The organism is Scandinavium goeteborgense, assembly GCF_003935895.2.
Classification (GTDB): domain Bacteria; phylum Pseudomonadota; class Gammaproteobacteria; order Enterobacterales; family Enterobacteriaceae; genus Scandinavium; species Scandinavium goeteborgense.
Window position 1 is genome coordinate 47,310 of record NZ_CP054058.1, and the last position, 14,708, is coordinate 62,017.

Below are 14,708 nucleotides of genomic sequence, written 5' to 3' on the forward strand. Positions count from 1 at the left end.
ATTGTAAGAAGACTTTCACAGCATCGTCCCGTTATCAGGGCCGGGGCTGTAAATGGCTTATCTCATAAAGTTATATCCAATCTTTTTTTATTCTTTAATCATCGAATCTGTTTCTGGCAGGCTACTCTCATCACAACATCACATAAGAGAGCGGTCGATGAACAAATTAGGCCTCGGGTTAACGCTTCTGCTGGCATCTGCTGGCGTTCTGGCAAAAGACATTCAGCTTCTGAACGTATCTTACGATCCCACACGCGAGCTGTACGACAACTACAACAAAGCCTTTAGCGCTTACTGGAAAAAACAAACCGGCGACAACGTGGTGATCCGCCAGTCGCATGGCGGTTCCGGTAAGCAGGCGACGTCAATCATCAACGGCATTGAGGCCGATGTGGCGACCCTGGCGCTGGCCTATGACGTGGATGCCATCGCGGCCCGCGGTCGTATCGACAAAAACTGGATCAAACGCCTGCCGGATAACTCCGCGCCGTACACCTCAACCATCGTGTTCCTGGTGCGCAAAGGCAACCCGAAACAAATTCACGACTGGAATGACCTGGTGAAACCGGGCTTGTCGGTGATAACCCCGAACCCGAAAAGCTCTGGCGGCGCACGCTGGAACTATCTGGCGGCGTGGGGCTACGCCTTGCATCACAACAATAACGACCAGGCCAAAGCGCAGGACTTCGTGAAAGCGCTGTATAAGAATGTGGAAGTGCTGGACTCCGGCGCACGTGGCTCGACCAACACCTTCGTTGAACGTGGGATCGGCGACGTGCTGATCGCCTGGGAAAACGAAGCGCTGCTGGCGACCAATGAACTGGGCAAAGATAAATTCGAAATCGTCACCCCGAGCGAATCTATTCTGGCTGAGCCGACCGTTTCTGTGGTCGACAAAGTGGTGGATAAGAAAGGAACGCGCCCGGTTGCCGAGGCGTATCTGAAGTACCTGTATTCCCCGGAAGGCCAGGATATCGTGGCGAAAAACTACTATCGTCCACGCGACCCGGCTGTGGCGAAAAAATACGAAGCCGAATTCCCGAAACTGAAGCTGTTTACCATCGACAAGGAATTTGGTGGTTGGGCAAAAGCGCAGAAAGATCACTTCTCTAACGGCGGGACGTTTGACCAAATCAGTCAGCGTTAACGGCGTTAACCATAACGGCCCTTCGGGGCCGTTTTTCTTTGGTCATCTTTTTGCGCTACCCTTTCGCTTCAGAGCTTTTACAGGGACCGAAAAATGAAGCGCATCAAATATCTGGTTTTGACAGGCGTTATCGTGCTGGCCGGTGTGGCCGCAGGCGGCTGGTACTGGCTGCATGCCGGCAATCCGGACGCTTTACGCCATTTCGTTATCGACCAGTGCGTGCCTCATCAACAGCAGAGCCAGTCTCCGGCGCCGTGCGCGTCGGTGAACCTGAAAGGGGGCTATGTGTTGTTCAAGGACCGCAACGGCCCGTTGCAGTATCTGCTGATGCCGACGTACAGGATAAACGGCACCGAAAGCCCGTTATTGCTGAATCCCCACACCCCTAACTTTTTCTGGCAGGCCTGGCAAAACCGTCAGGTAATGAGCGTTCGCCACGGTTCGCCAGTGCCGGATACCGCCGTGTCGTTGACCATAAACTCGCGTACCGGACGCACGCAGAATCATTTCCATATCCATATATCCTGCCTGCGGCCTGATGTTCGCGGGAAGCTGAATGACAGCATGGAGTCGATTAGCTCTCGCTGGCTGCCGCTGCCGGGTGGATTGCGCAATCATCAATATCTGGCCCGCCGCGTAACCGAGAATGAGCTGGTGCAGAAAAGTCCTTTCCTGATGCTGGCGGACGAAGTTCCGCAAGCGCGTGACCATATGGGCCGCTTCGCGTTGGCGATGGTGCAGCAGAGTGACGGGTCGTTTGTACTGCTGGCGACTGAGCGCGACCTGCTCACACTGAACCGGGCATTTGCCGAGGAAATTCAGGATCATCGCTGCGAAATCCTGAAATAAGCCCACCCTTTCTGGCGCTGGATTATCTGGGGTACCCGTTGCTCAGCAAGCAATAAAAAAAGCCCGGTAGCATGCGCGACCGGGCCTGATTCGTTAGCGTGAAAAATTACGCTTTTTTAGCGGCTTCAGCAGCTTTAACGATAACCGCGAAAGCGTCAGCTTTCAGGGATGCACCGCCAACCAGCGCGCCGTCGATGTCCGGCTGGGTGAACAGTTCAGCGGCGTTAGCTGCGTTTACAGAACCGCCGTACTGAATGATAACTTGCTCAGCCACTTTTGCGTCTGCCTTAGCAATGTGATCACGGATGAATTTGTGAACTGCCTGAGCCTGCGCTGGAGTTGCAGATTTGCCAGTACCGATTGCCCATACTGGTTCGTAAGCGATAACCACGCCTTCGAATGCTGCTGCGCCCTGAGTTTTCAGGACTGCGTCGATCTGACGTGCACAAACTTCTTCAGTTTTGCCCGCTTCGTTTTCTGCTTCGGTTTCACCGATGCACAGAACCGGTACCAGACCCTGCTCTTTCAGCACGGCGAATTTCTTGGCGATCAGTTCGTCAGATTCTTTGTGGTAAGTACGACGCTCAGAGTGACCGATGATGATGTATTTTGCACCGATATCTTTCAGCATTTCCGCAGAGGTTTCACCCGTGAATGCGCCGGACAGGTTCAGGTCAACGTTCTGCGCGCCCACGACGATGTGGCTGCCGCCAGCGGCACGAATAGCCAGGTCGAGGTACATTTCTGGTGGCGCGATAGCAACGCCACAACCGGTTACGCCACTCAGCTCTGTACGCAGGTTAGCAACCAGCTCGTTCACCATGTGGCGGCTGCCGTTCAGTTTCCAGTTACCCATCACTAAAGGATGTCGCATTTGAATTCTCCACGCTACTTAAGCGAATTAAGGAATATGGCCACCCCTCAGGGCAGCATGGTCTGTGAAACAGTATAGAGATTCGGCGCTGGAAAGGCTTTGCTTTTTGTCATTTATTGTTGCTTTCGAGCGTCTCAGATAGGGCCAGCTTAATCGGTTCAACAGCGAAGGTCAGTCCCTTTTCGCCGTTATCTGCCACCACATAGCGAAGCGCACCTTCACTGCTGGTGTAGTAGCGTTTGTTCTTTCCGGCAGAGAGGAGTTTTTGCAGTTTTTGCAGGCTTTGCGCTTTGGTCATGGCCGGCGTGAAGACGCGCAAAATCGCACCCATATATTCCAGCGCTTTCGCCTTGGCGGCCTTTTGTTCCGGGCCCTGGATTGGCAGCCAGGTTATCTGCATCGATTTAATCTTCAGCGTGCCGCGCTCGAGCGCTGTGGAGGCGTACAGATTTTCATTAATTTTGCTGGCGGCGCGCGTGAGGGTCATCTGATCGCGGCTGGTGGTGATGGAGTGGAATTCGTTCAGCGCCAGTGCCGGATTATCGGCGTTAAACTTCTCGCGAAACTGGCTAATGGACAGATCAAACGTCGGCGAACCCGAGAGCAGGTAAGGCGCGGTGGTGGATTCGCCCGTTTCAGCCGACAGCGCGTTTTGGCCTACAGCCAGCGCTGTAAGCCCAATCAAACACAAAGTCAGCCATTTCGTCATGTACACCACCTAAGTTTTTTTCCTGGGGATGATTAAAACGGTAAACCGCCCCGCTTGTCAAAAAGAGACTACTTCAGGGTAAACTACGCGGCATTACGATGATAAGGAATTTTCCATGACCCTACAGCAGTGGTTATTTTCGATTAATGGGCGTATTGGACGCCGTGACTTCTGGATTTGGATTGGCATTTGGGTGCTGGCGATGGTTGTGCTGTTCACCCTCGCGGGCAGCGGTTTATTGAATCTGCAAACCGCTGCGTTTGCGCTGGTGTGCCTGCTGTGGCCGACGGCGGCGGTGACCGTTAAGCGCCTGCACGATCGGGGTAAATCAGGTATTTGGGCGCTGTTGATGATCCTCGCGTGGATGCTTCTCGCCGGAAACTGGGCGGTGCTGCCGGGCGTCTGGCAGTGGGGCGTGGGCCGCTTTATTCCGACCCTGATTATGGTGATGATGCTTATCGACCTGGGCGCGTTTGTGGGAACCCAGGGCGAAAATAAATATGGAAAAGAAACGATTGCCGTTAAATACCGCTGATCACCAGTAGTGTTCGGCAGTCATATGGCCCGGCCGACGACGCAAATGTTTGGTCATCTGCCGGGAATCTTTCAGCAACTGCTGGGTATCTCGCACCATCTGCGGGTTTCCGCACAGCATGACATGGCTGTTGTCGGTGGTCATCGTCAGGCCCACGGCCTCTTCCAGCGCTCCGCTTTCAATAAGCGCCGGCACGCGGCCGGTTAACGAGCCGGACACTTCCTCTCGGCTCACCACGGTGTGAATACGGAGTTTCCCTTCGTACTGTTTTTGCAGTTCCAGCATCAACGGTAAATAGCTTAAATCGTGGGCATAGCGTACCGCGTGCACCAGCACCAGGTTGTTAAAACGCTCCAGATTTTTCCCTTCCTGCAGAATCGACAAGTACGGGCCGAGCGCCGTGCCGGTCGCCAGCATCCACAGCGTATCGCAGTCCGGGACTTCATCCAGTACAAAGAAACCCGCCGCTTCGCTGACTAATTGCACTTCATCACCAGGTTTGAGCGCCGCCAGACGCGGACTGAGTTTGCCTTCCGGGACCGTCACCAGATAAAACTCGAGGTCAGGATTATTGGGAGCGTTGACGTAGGAATAGGCGCGCTGGACGCGCTCGCCGTCAATTTCCAGCCCAAGCTTGGTGAATTGTCCGGCCGTGAAGGGGTGAACGGGGGCATGAACGGTGAGGCTGAACAGGGCGTCTGTCCAGTTCTCGACTTTGGTAACTTTACCTGTGACCCAATCCGCCATGATCTTCTCCTCGCTACGTTGATAGTCCTATCTTCGCTACCAGGAGGAAAGATTTCCAGCCCCGAAAGGCTGGAAAGCTCTATTGATCAAATAAATCAGAGGATGTGCAGCTGGATTTCCGGATCTTTACGGTCGAGATAGTGAATCGACTGAATGCGGCGGATGGTGCGCGATTTGCCGCGGATCATCAGCGTTTCGGTGGTGGCGATATTGCCTTTGCGGGTAATGCCGTCCAACAGGTCGCCTTTAGTGATACCGGTGGCGGAGAAAATCACGTTGTCACTGCGGGCCATTTCGTCGAGGCGCAGCACTTTCCCGGCTTCGATACCCATTGCCGCACAGCGCTCAAGCTCGTCTTCACCCATGCGGCGGTTTTCCGGCGAGTCACCTTTAACGTCATGGCGTGCCAACAGGCGGCCGTGCATATCGCCGTCAAGCGCACGGATAACGGCGGCAGAGATTACGCCTTCTGGCGCGCCGCCAATGCCGTACAGCACATCGACTTCGCTGTCCGGCATGCAGGTCAGAATCGAGGCCGCCACGTCGCCATCAGGAATAGCAAAAACGCGCACGCCAAGCTTTTGCATATCAGCAATCACCCGATCATGGCGCGGTTTGGCAAGAATGGTTACGGTCAACTCTGACAGTGGCTTATCCAGCGCCTTCGCCACATTACGTAAATTCTCTTCCAGCGGCAGATTGAGGTCGATAGCGCCCTTTGCGCCAGGACCAACAATCAGCTTTTCCATGTACATATCGGGTGCATTCAGGAAGCAGCCTTTATCGCCCACCGCCAGCACGGCCAGCGCGTTCGCCTGGCCCATCGCGGTCATGCGGGTGCCTTCAATCGGGTCCACAGCGATATCGACCGCATCACCGCTGCCGGTGCCGACCTGCTCACCGATAAACAGCATTGGGGCTTCGTCAATTTCGCCTTCGCCAATCACGATGGTGCCGTCGATATTGACCTTGTTGAGCATGATGCGCATGGCATTCACGGCGGCACCGTCGGCGATATTTTTATCACCGCGACCCAGCCATTTGTAACCGGCAAGCGCGGCGGCCTCGGTTACACGCGAAAATTCGATGGCAAGTTCTCGTCTCATAACATACTCGTTTTGGAAGCTAAGAATGGCGCGCAGCCCGGAAGGCTACGCGTTGGAATAACGTTCAGTTTCAGGCATCCAGCGCTCAATTAATGCCAGCGCCTGCTCCGGATATTTGTCATGAATATGACGCGCGATGCGCTGAACGTCTGGGATCATCGCCTGATCGCGCAGTAAGTCAGCCACTTTGAATTCGGCCGCACCGGTCTGACGGGTTCCGAGCATTTCACCCGGCCCGCGGATTTCGAGATCTTTTTGCGCAATCACAAAGCCGTCGTTGCTGTCGCGTAAAACCTGCAGGCGTTTCTGCGCCGTTTTCGACAGCGGTGCTTTATAGAGTAGTACACAGTGAGAGGCGACCGCTCCGCGCCCAACACGGCCACGCAGCTGGTGCAGCTGCGCCAGGCCCAGACGCTCCGGGTTTTCGATAATCATCAGGCTGGCGTTTGGCACGTCCACCCCGACTTCAATCACCGTGGTGGCGATAAGCAACTGCAGCTCGCCCTGCTTGAAAGCCTGCATGACCGCCTGCTTCTCAGCAGGCTTCATGCGGCCGTGAACGAGACCGATATTCAGCTCCGGCAGTGCAATTTTCAGCTCTTCCCAGGTGGCTTCTGCCGCCTGCGCTTCCAGTAAATCAGACTCTTCAATTAGCGTGCAGACCCAATACGCCTGCCGACCTTCCTGCATGCAGGCATTGCGTACGCGTTCGATAATTTCGTGGCGACGGGTATCCCCAATGGCGACCGTCGTGACGGGCGTACGACCCGGTGGCATTTCGTCGATAACCGAGGTGTCGAGATCGGCATAGGCGGTCATCGCCAGCGTGCGCGGAATAGGTGTGGCGGTCATGATCAGCTGATGCGGATGGAACCCCTGCTGCTGACCTTTTTCCCACAGCGCCAGTCGCTGATGAACGCCGAAGCGGTGCTGTTCGTCGATAATAACCAGCGCCAGCCCATTAAACTGAACCTGCTCCTGGAAAATAGCGTGGGTGCCGACCACCATCTGTACCTGACCGCTGGCAATCGCTTCCTGCTGTGCCAGACGTGCTTTGCCTTTTTGCTTGCCCGCCAGCCAGCCCACTTCAATGCCCAACGGTGCAAACCAGTTGCGGAAGTTGGTGGCGTGCTGCTCGGCTAACAGTTCTGTGGGTGCCATCAGCCCGACCTGTTTGCCGTTGGCGATCGCCCTTAACGCGGCGAGGGCGGCGACCAGCGTTTTCCCGGAGCCGACGTCGCCCTGAACGAGGCGCATCATCGGGATATCCTGGGCCAAATCTTTTTCGATTTCAGCGACGACGCGGGCCTGAGCCCCCGTTGGCTTAAACGGCAGGGCGGCGAGCAGACCATTCTTCAGCTCGTCCTTAGGACCCAGCGGTTCGGCGTGATAACGCTGCGCGCCCGCACGAAGGGCGAGCATGCTCAGGTTATGCGCCAACAGCTCTTCCATAATCAGACGGCGCTGGGCCGGATGCTGACCGCTTTCTAAATCAGTCAATTGCAACGACGGCGGTGGGCGGTGCAGGGTGCGCAATGCTTCCGGCAGGCTCATCAAACCCTGTGCCAGTTCAGGCGGCAGCAGTTCGGCGATGGCGCAGGTATCAAGTAAATCCAGCGCCTGGTCGGTCAGTTTACGCAGCGTAGCCTGGCGCACACCTTCGGTAGTCGGATAGACCGGCGTGAGCGTTTCTTGCAGCTCCGGCTCGCTCATATCACCTTGCACGCGGTATTCCGGGTGGATCATCTCCGCGCCGTACTTCCCACGCTTCGCTTCGCCGTAGGCCAGCACGCGGCGACCGGTGGCGAGACTGTTTTTCATCGCCGCGTTGAAGTTGAAAAAACGCATGGTGAGGATGCCGGTGCCGTCGCTTATCTGGCAGGTCATCATTCGGCGACCGCCGAAGGTGATATTGCTGTTGAGTACTTCGCCTTCCACCGTGGCGTAGATGCCGGGCAGCAGGTCATTGATAGGGTAAAGTTGGGTTCGGTCTTCGTAACGCAGCGGCAAATGCAGGAGCAAATCCTGCACGTTATGCAGGCCAATCTTCGCCAGTTTGCTGGTCTGCGCTGCGCCGACACCCGTGAGTGCACTTAATGGGACGGCATCCAGCAGACGGCCTTTCATTTACTCTTCATCCTTCAAGTTGCCTCTTTGTTGGCTACATTCACTCATCCCGATCACATAGTTATCTATGCTCTCGGGAATTCGTTCATTTGCCGCCGCGATGCAACGTGAATGATTTTGAGTTGTTTTTGATGCCTGCATGATAGACCACCACTCCGCATCAGCCTCGATTTCCCCACGCTCATTGACGTGTGGGTAAGGCAAGCCTTTACGCTTCGAGACGTGCGCCAGCACCGGGTAGCCGCCTTCGAACAACAGGCGCTGTTGTTCTTCTTGCGGGAGCATGCTGTTTTCGCGCAGGTACATGCCTGCGTTTTGCCGCTGGCGCTGAGCTTCATAGAGAATAAGGGCGGAGGCGACGGAAACGTTCAGTGACTGCACCATGCCGGTCATCGGGATAATGATGTCCTGGTCGGCGAGATCTAACGCTTCCTGAGTAATGCCGGTTTTTTCCTGACCCATCAACACACAGGTCGGACGTGTGTAATCGATTTCGCGAAAATCGACTGCTTTATCAGAGAGATGAGTGGCAAGGATTTGCATGCCACGGCCTTTCAGCGTGGCGACGGCATCGCCGATGTTTGGGTGGGTTTTGACCTGCACCCAACTGTTGCTGCCTGCGGCACTGGACACCATGGTACGCATGCGGTTTCCCGGCCAGACGGCGTGGACTTCGTGCACGCCAACGGCATCGGCAGTACGAATGATTGCCGAAACATTATGGGGCTTGTGGACCTGCTCCATACAGACGGTCAGATCAGGCTGACGCCTGGCGAGCATCTCACAGATACGCGCATAACGCTGTGAATTCATAAACACTTCATCCTTCAAATTGCCTCAGCGTTGCCTGCGCTCACTCACCCCAGTCACGTACTTCTGCACGTTTCCGGGGATTCATTCGCTTGCCGCCTCGACGCAATTCGAATGATTTTGTGTTTAACACTAGTTTCTATTACGGGTGACTTTAATCACATCCGGCATAACGCGAATTTTGCGCATGATGTTGGCCAGATGGACGCGATCGCGTGCCGTCAGACGAATGAAGGCACTGTAGACGCGACCATCTTTCTCTTCCGTATTCAGGCTCTGAATATTAGATGAGGCGGTGTTGATCGCGGCGGTAAGGTTCGCCAGCGCACCCTGATGGTTGAACATATCCACCTTAATTTCGGTGATAAATTCCTGTTCGGTCTCTTTATCCCACTCCACGGCCATGAATTTTTCCGGCTCTTTCTGGTAACCGCGAATATTTCGGCACGACTCGTGGTGGATAACCAGCCCTTTGCCCGGGCTGACGTGGGCGATGATTGGATCGCCTGGAATTGGGCGGCAGCATTTAGCAAAGGTAATCAGCACGCCATCGGCGCCTTTAATCGGCAGATGACCGTGGCCGGACGGCGTTGGCTGCTGCGCTGCACCGGCTTCGCCATGCTGTAAATTCTTCGCGACCACCACGCTCATAGCGTTGCCCAGACCGATTTCGGCCAGCAGATCGTCAAGCGTAGGGAGTTTCATGCGAACCAGTTCGCGATGAATATTTTCCTGCGGAATTTCGGCGAGCTTACGGCTGCCTCCAAGCGCATGGTTCAGCAGACGACGGCCGAGACTGACGGAGTCATCGCGCTTCAGGTTCTTCAGCAGCTGACGGATTCTGGCGCGCGCTTTTGAGCTGACCACAAAGTTCAGCCACGCAGCATTCGGGCGGGCGCCCGGTGCGGTGATAATTTCGACGGTTTGTCCGCTGGTGAGCGGCTGCGACAGCGGATAAGGCTGTCTGTCGACGCGAGCACCGACGCAGGCATGACCGATATCGGTATGGACCGCGTAGGCAAAATCGACCGGCGTCGCACCGGCTGGAAGTTCGACAATGCGGCCTTCCGGGGTGAAAACATAAATCTCATCCGGGAAGAGATCAGATTTTACGCTCTCGATAAATTCAAACGAGCTACCGGCACTCTGCTGCAGTTCGAGCAGGCTTTGCATCCAGCGCTGGGCGCGGATTTGTGCGGTAGTACTGCTTTCGCCATTCTCTTTGTACGCCCAGTGTGCGGCAACACCCATCTCTGCCATCACGTCCATGTCTTCGGTACGAATCTGCACCTCAACCGGCACGCCGTGCGGGCCAATCATTGAGGTATGCAACGATTGATATCCGTTGGCTTTTGGAATAGCGATGTAGTCTTTTACCCGACCAGGACGCGGCTTGTACAGGCTGTGCATCTGGCCCAGCACGCGGTAGCAGGTGTCGAAATCATGGACGATCACGCGGAAGGCGTAGATATCCATAATCGAGTGAAAACGCTGCTCTTTGAGCACCATTTTGCAGTATATGGAGTAGAGATGTTTTTCACGGCCGCTGACGCGACACGGAATTCCCGCTTCCTGTAACCGTCCGTCGATTTCAGAAAGGATCTTCTGAATCATCTCTTTACGGTTGCCACGTGCCGCTTTCACTACCTCTTTGATAACGCGGTAGCGGTTAGGATACAGCGCTTCAAAGCCCAGCTCTTCGAGCTCGGTTTTAATGTGATGAATACCTAAACGGTGCGCCAGCGGGCTGTAGATTTCCAGCGTTTCGCGGGCAATGCGGCGGCGCTTGTCCGGGCGAAGAGAGCCCAACGTGCGCATATTGTGGGTGCGGTCGGCAAGTTTGATGAGAATGACGCGGATATCCTGCACCATCGCCATAATCATCTTGCGAAAGTTTTCGGCCTGCGCCTCTTTCTTATCGCGGAACTTAAGCTTATCAAGCTTGGACACCCCTTCTACCAGTTCAGCAACGCTTTTGCCAAACAGCTGTTCCATATCCTGGTAGGTGGCGGGGGTATCTTCAATCACGTCATGCAGTAGGGCTGCCATCAGCGTTTCATAGTCGAGTTTCATCTCGGCCAGAATACAGGCAACGGCTACCGGGTGCGTGATATAGGGTTCACCGCTTGAACGTGTCTGTCCCTCGTGAGCATCACGTGCAACGAGATAAGCCTGCTGAAGACGCTTAATCTGGTCTTCTGGCAGGTAAGTTTGAATCAGTTGATTCAGGCTCTCAAACAGATACAAGGGCGACCCGCAGGGTTAATTAACGACGACCTTCAGCAATGGCGGTAACGGCCTGCAGTTCTGCGGCTTCCTGCTCTTGCTGTTCCTGGCGATCACGAACGTCGAGGATCTGGTTGTTGATCAGACCTTCTTCGATTTCGCGCAGCGCGATTACGGTGGTTTTGTCGTTCTCTTCTGGTACCAGTGGATCTTTACCGCCTGTCTGCATCTGACGAGCGCGACGCGCGGCGACCAGCACCAGGTCAAAACGGTTACCAATTTTCTCTACAGCGTCCTGAACAGTTACGCGTGCCATATTTCAAAGCTCCACAGATGACGAAATGACTGGGCATGATACTGAATGTGGGTTCAGTCTGCCAATAATTTGCTGATTAAAGCGTCATGGCGTTGCTTTTGACGGCTCATGCGCAGACGTTCAGCGCGAATAATGGTTTTCAAATCGCCCAGGGCGGTATCAAAATCATCGTTCACAATCAGATAGTTGTATTCGGCGTAGTGACTCATTTCCGCTACAGCCTGCGCCATACGTTTGGCGATAACTTCTTCGCTATCCTGGCCACGGCCACGCAGTCGGCGGTCGAGTTCGTCTTTCGACGGTGGCAGAATAAAGATACTGCGTGATTCGGGCATGGCTTTGCGGATTTGCTGCGCGCCCTGCCAGTCGATATCAAGAAACACATCTACGCCGGATTTAAGAACCTGCTCGATGGTTTCACGCGACGTACCGTAATAATTTCCAAACACTTCGGCATGCTCAAGAAACGCGTCCCGGCCAATCATCGTTTTAAAATCGGCGTGATCGACAAAGAAATAATGCTCACCGTGAACTTCACCCGGACGCGGCGCGCGCGTGGTGTGCGAAACAGAAACCTGGGTGTCGTATAACGGTTGGGTTTTCAGTAATGCCTGAATCAGGCTGGATTTACCCGCGCCACTAGGGGCAGAAACAATATAAAGCGTGCCTTGAGCCATGAGAGTCTTGTGTATGTGCGTCGAAAGAAAGTCTACATACGAGCCTATTATACACGTCGCCGCTGCGTGACGTAGCCTTTGTCACACTTTTTACGTCACTTTCTTCCCTTTTGCGCACGCCTTTCCTGATTTTTCTATCTGTTGCAGCAACAGCACAAACTCCTCTGAAGCAAGTGCGCAATACCGAAAAGCCCCTCTCGCCACCTGTTTTTGTTCGCGCTACAACCTGTCGTAAACGGGCAGGAGACATAAAATGACAGGGATAAGAGGGATTTTAGCGGTGCTGCTGACAGCGTTAACGTTGAGTGCGCAGGCCGTTTGTCCGGCGTGGTCGGATGCCAGAGCGATACAAGAAATTGACCGTCTGCAACGGCAGATAGATGAATGGAATGACGCTTATTGGCAATCCGGGGGCAGCGGGATAAGCGATGACAAATTCGATCAGCTTAGCGCGGAGTTACAGCAGTGGCGGCGCTGTTTTGGCAATCCCGTTGAGGAGCCTGCACTCCCGGCCCTAAAGGGGGAACAGGCGCATCCGGTGGCTCATACTGGCGTAAAAAAGATGAAAGACAGTCTGGCGGTATCCCATTGGATGCATGGCAAAACAGACCTGTGGGCCCAACCCAAAGTCGATGGCGTGGCGATGACGCTGGTCTATCGCAAAGGCACACTCGTGCAGGTTATCAGCCGGGGCAATGGCCGGGCGGGCGAAGACTGGACCAATAAAGCGCTTCAAATCCCCGCTATCCCCAAAACGCTACAAGGCCGCCTTGCAAACAGTGTCCTGCAAGGGGAACTGTTTCTTCGGCAAGAAGGGCATATTCAGCAGCAAATGGGGGGTATGAATGCCCGGTCAAAAGTCGCTGGCGCTATGTTGCGTAAAGCGGATTCAAAATTGCTCAATGAATTATCTGTGTTTATCTGGGCCTGGCCGGATGGACCGGCACACATGTCGGAGCGGCTGACGTTACTACGCGAAGCCGGATTTTCACTGGTCGGGGATTATTCACGACCGGTCAAGGTGATTTCGGATGTCACAACGCTTCGCCAACACTGGTTTACCACGCCGTTGCCTTTTGCCACCGATGGCGTTGTGGTCCGCGCGGCAAAAGAACCCGAATCTCGAAATTGGTTGCCCGGAGAGGGCAACTGGGTCATCGCGTGGAAATATCCCCCAGCGACGAGAATTGCCGAAGTGAAATCGATTGAGTTCAGCGTGGGCCGCACCGGAAAGGTGGCCGTTGTGGCGCATCTGGTTCCTGTCCTGCTTGATGACAAACAGGTTCGGCGGGTCAATGTTGGCTCGTTAAAACGCTGGCAAGATTGGGATATTGCGCCAGGCGATCGACTGAATATCAGCCTTGCCGGGCAAGGGATCCCGAGAGTTGATGATGTGGCCTGGCGAACAACCGACAGGACCAAACCATTGCCGCCAGAAGGCACCTTTGATTCTCTATCCTGCTATTGGAATTCAGTGCAGTGCCAACCGCAGTTTTTGGCGCGGTTACTATGGGTTAGCCAGCAACTGCACCTCGACAGCGTGGGGGAATCGCTCTGGCGGCAGCTCAATGAGAGTCACCATTTCGCACATCTCTTTTCCTGGTTAACGCTGAGCGAAACACAGCTCCAGCAAACTCCGGGATTCTCTGCGGACAGAGCCCGCCAGGTGTGGCACAAGTTTGACCTCGCGAAGCAGCAGCCTTTTACTCAATGGCTACAGGCGATGGGAATGCCGCTGAATCAAAAGGCATTGTCGAGCCTTGCAGGATTCACCTGGCAGCAGCTTGAACAAATGAAAGAAGAGGAGTGGCAGACGTTGCCTATGACCGGAAAAACAAAAGCCAGCCAGCTGATGCGCTGGCTGGATGACTCGCATGTGAACGAGCTGGCTCAGTGGCTTGCGGAGCAGGGGATTGCAGGGTTTAAGGATTAATGCGCGTTGTGTTTGTAATGAAATACCGGCAGGCCCAGTTTCAGGCGGAGCGCCAGCATGCGCATGGTAAAGCCAAACAGCAGCGTGGCAATCACCACCACATCGTGGTTACTGACATAGTTCTGTAGGGCGATATAGAGCACTGCAGAAGCAAATGAGACCCCGGCGTACAGTTCTTTCTGGAACACCAGCGGGATGCGCTTACAGAACATATCGCGTAACACGCCGCCAAAGACGCCCGTTACCACGGCAGCGATACAGGCGATCACCGGGCCTTCACCCATATCCAGTGCAATTTGAGCGCCGATGATGGAGAACACCACCAGGCCAAGGGCATCAAGCACGAGGAACAGGCGACGCAGATGCGGCATCACGGGGGCAACGATGGTCGTTAGCACCGCGGCGATGGCAACAATAATCACGTACTCTGGGTGTTTAACCCAGCCCAGAGGGTAGTGGCCGAGAAGGATATCGCGGACCGAACCGCCGCCGAGCGCGGTGGCGGTGGCAATGATGATGACGCCAAACGTATCCATCCGGCGACGTCCGGCCGCCAGCGCGCCCGTCATCGCTTCCGCAGTGATCCCGATGAGATAAAGAATATGTAGCAGCATAATCACCCTCGCAAGTTAGAGCGGCAGATTAGTGATTT

13 protein-coding genes and 1 pseudogene are annotated in these 14,708 nt (G+C 54.9%); 4 read left to right on the forward strand and 10 right to left on the reverse strand.

The window, feature by feature from the left end:
* The first annotated feature begins 157 nt into the window (after positions 1 to 157).
* Together A8O29_RS00970 and A8O29_RS00975 are read left to right on the forward strand one after the other, a co-directional pair.
* A complete protein-coding gene (locus A8O29_RS00970) occupies positions 158 to 1,147 on the forward strand; it encodes a sulfate ABC transporter substrate-binding protein (protein WP_125354648.1) in 990 nt (329 codons plus the stop codon).
* A gap of 93 nt (positions 1,148 to 1,240) precedes the next feature.
* Positions 1,241 to 1,996, forward strand: a complete 756-nt coding sequence (locus A8O29_RS00975) for a CDP-diacylglycerol diphosphatase (protein ID WP_125354649.1) — start codon at positions 1,241 to 1,243, stop codon at positions 1,994 to 1,996.
* Between the two features lie 106 nt (positions 1,997 to 2,102).
* Here the strand turns inward: A8O29_RS00975 and tpiA are convergent, their stop codons facing one another.
* Together tpiA and A8O29_RS00985 are read right to left on the reverse strand one after the other, a co-directional pair.
* On the reverse strand, positions 2,103 to 2,870 hold the full coding sequence (gene tpiA / locus A8O29_RS00980; RefSeq protein ID WP_110510347.1) for a triose-phosphate isomerase: 768 nt from the start codon (positions 2,868 to 2,870) through the stop codon (positions 2,103 to 2,105).
* 109 nt (positions 2,871 to 2,979) lie between these two features.
* Positions 2,980 to 3,579, reverse strand: a complete 600-nt coding sequence (locus tag A8O29_RS00985) for a DUF1454 family protein (protein WP_125354650.1) — start codon at positions 3,577 to 3,579, stop codon at positions 2,980 to 2,982.
* Positions 3,580 to 3,694: 115 nt separating this feature from the next.
* Here A8O29_RS00985 and A8O29_RS00990 point away from each other — a divergent pair, with 115 nt between their 5' ends.
* Positions 3,695 to 4,114 (forward strand): DUF805 domain-containing protein, encoded by a 420-nt coding sequence (locus tag A8O29_RS00990; RefSeq protein ID WP_125354651.1) that lies wholly within the window; start codon positions 3,695 to 3,697, stop codon positions 4,112 to 4,114.
* Here A8O29_RS00990 and fpr read toward each other — a convergent pair whose 3' ends face one another.
* From fpr to gmk, 7 genes and pseudogenes are all read right to left on the reverse strand, one after another.
* Positions 4,115 to 4,861: a ferredoxin--NADP(+) reductase gene (gene fpr / locus A8O29_RS00995; RefSeq protein WP_125354652.1), complete on the reverse strand. Its 747-nt coding sequence runs from the start codon at positions 4,859 to 4,861 to the stop codon at positions 4,115 to 4,117.
* Positions 4,862 to 4,956: 95 nt separating this feature from the next.
* The gene (gene glpX / locus A8O29_RS01000; protein WP_174081200.1) at positions 4,957 to 5,967 is read right to left on the reverse strand and encodes a class II fructose-bisphosphatase; all 1,011 of its coding nucleotides are present in this window, start codon (positions 5,965 to 5,967) and stop codon (positions 4,957 to 4,959) included.
* Positions 5,968 to 6,012: 45 nt separating this feature from the next.
* Positions 6,013 to 8,094, reverse strand: coding sequence for an ATP-dependent DNA helicase RecG (gene recG, locus A8O29_RS01005; protein ID WP_125354653.1), 2,082 nt, complete (start codon positions 8,092 to 8,094; stop codon positions 6,013 to 6,015).
* 129 nt (positions 8,095 to 8,223) lie between these two features.
* Positions 8,224 to 8,907 (reverse strand): annotated as a pseudogene (gene trmH, locus A8O29_RS01010) (tRNA (guanosine(18)-2'-O)-methyltransferase TrmH); the annotation flags it as partial.
* A 129-nt stretch (positions 8,908 to 9,036) separates the two neighbouring features.
* On the reverse strand, positions 9,037 to 11,151 hold the full coding sequence (gene spoT / locus A8O29_RS01015; RefSeq protein ID WP_110510341.1) for a bifunctional GTP diphosphokinase/guanosine-3',5'-bis pyrophosphate 3'-pyrophosphohydrolase: 2,115 nt from the start codon (positions 11,149 to 11,151) through the stop codon (positions 9,037 to 9,039).
* Positions 11,152 to 11,170: 19 nt separating this feature from the next.
* Positions 11,171 to 11,446 (reverse strand): DNA-directed RNA polymerase subunit omega, encoded by a 276-nt coding sequence (gene rpoZ, locus A8O29_RS01020; RefSeq protein WP_110510340.1) that lies wholly within the window; start codon positions 11,444 to 11,446, stop codon positions 11,171 to 11,173.
* 53 nt (positions 11,447 to 11,499) lie between these two features.
* Entirely contained in the window at positions 11,500 to 12,123 is a 624-nt protein-coding gene (gene gmk, locus A8O29_RS01025; RefSeq protein ID WP_110510339.1) for a guanylate kinase, read from the reverse strand.
* A 262-nt stretch (positions 12,124 to 12,385) separates the two neighbouring features.
* Between gmk and ligB the strand changes: the two genes are divergently transcribed.
* Positions 12,386 to 14,056 (forward strand): NAD-dependent DNA ligase LigB, encoded by a 1,671-nt coding sequence (ligB, locus tag A8O29_RS01030; RefSeq protein ID WP_246316686.1) that lies wholly within the window; start codon positions 12,386 to 12,388, stop codon positions 14,054 to 14,056.
* Here the strand turns inward: ligB and A8O29_RS01035 are convergent.
* Positions 14,053 to 14,670: a trimeric intracellular cation channel family protein gene (locus A8O29_RS01035; RefSeq protein WP_110510337.1), complete on the reverse strand. Its 618-nt coding sequence runs from the start codon at positions 14,668 to 14,670 to the stop codon at positions 14,053 to 14,055. The genes ligB and A8O29_RS01035 overlap by 4 nt on opposite strands.
* Positions 14,671 to 14,708 lie beyond the last annotated feature (38 nt).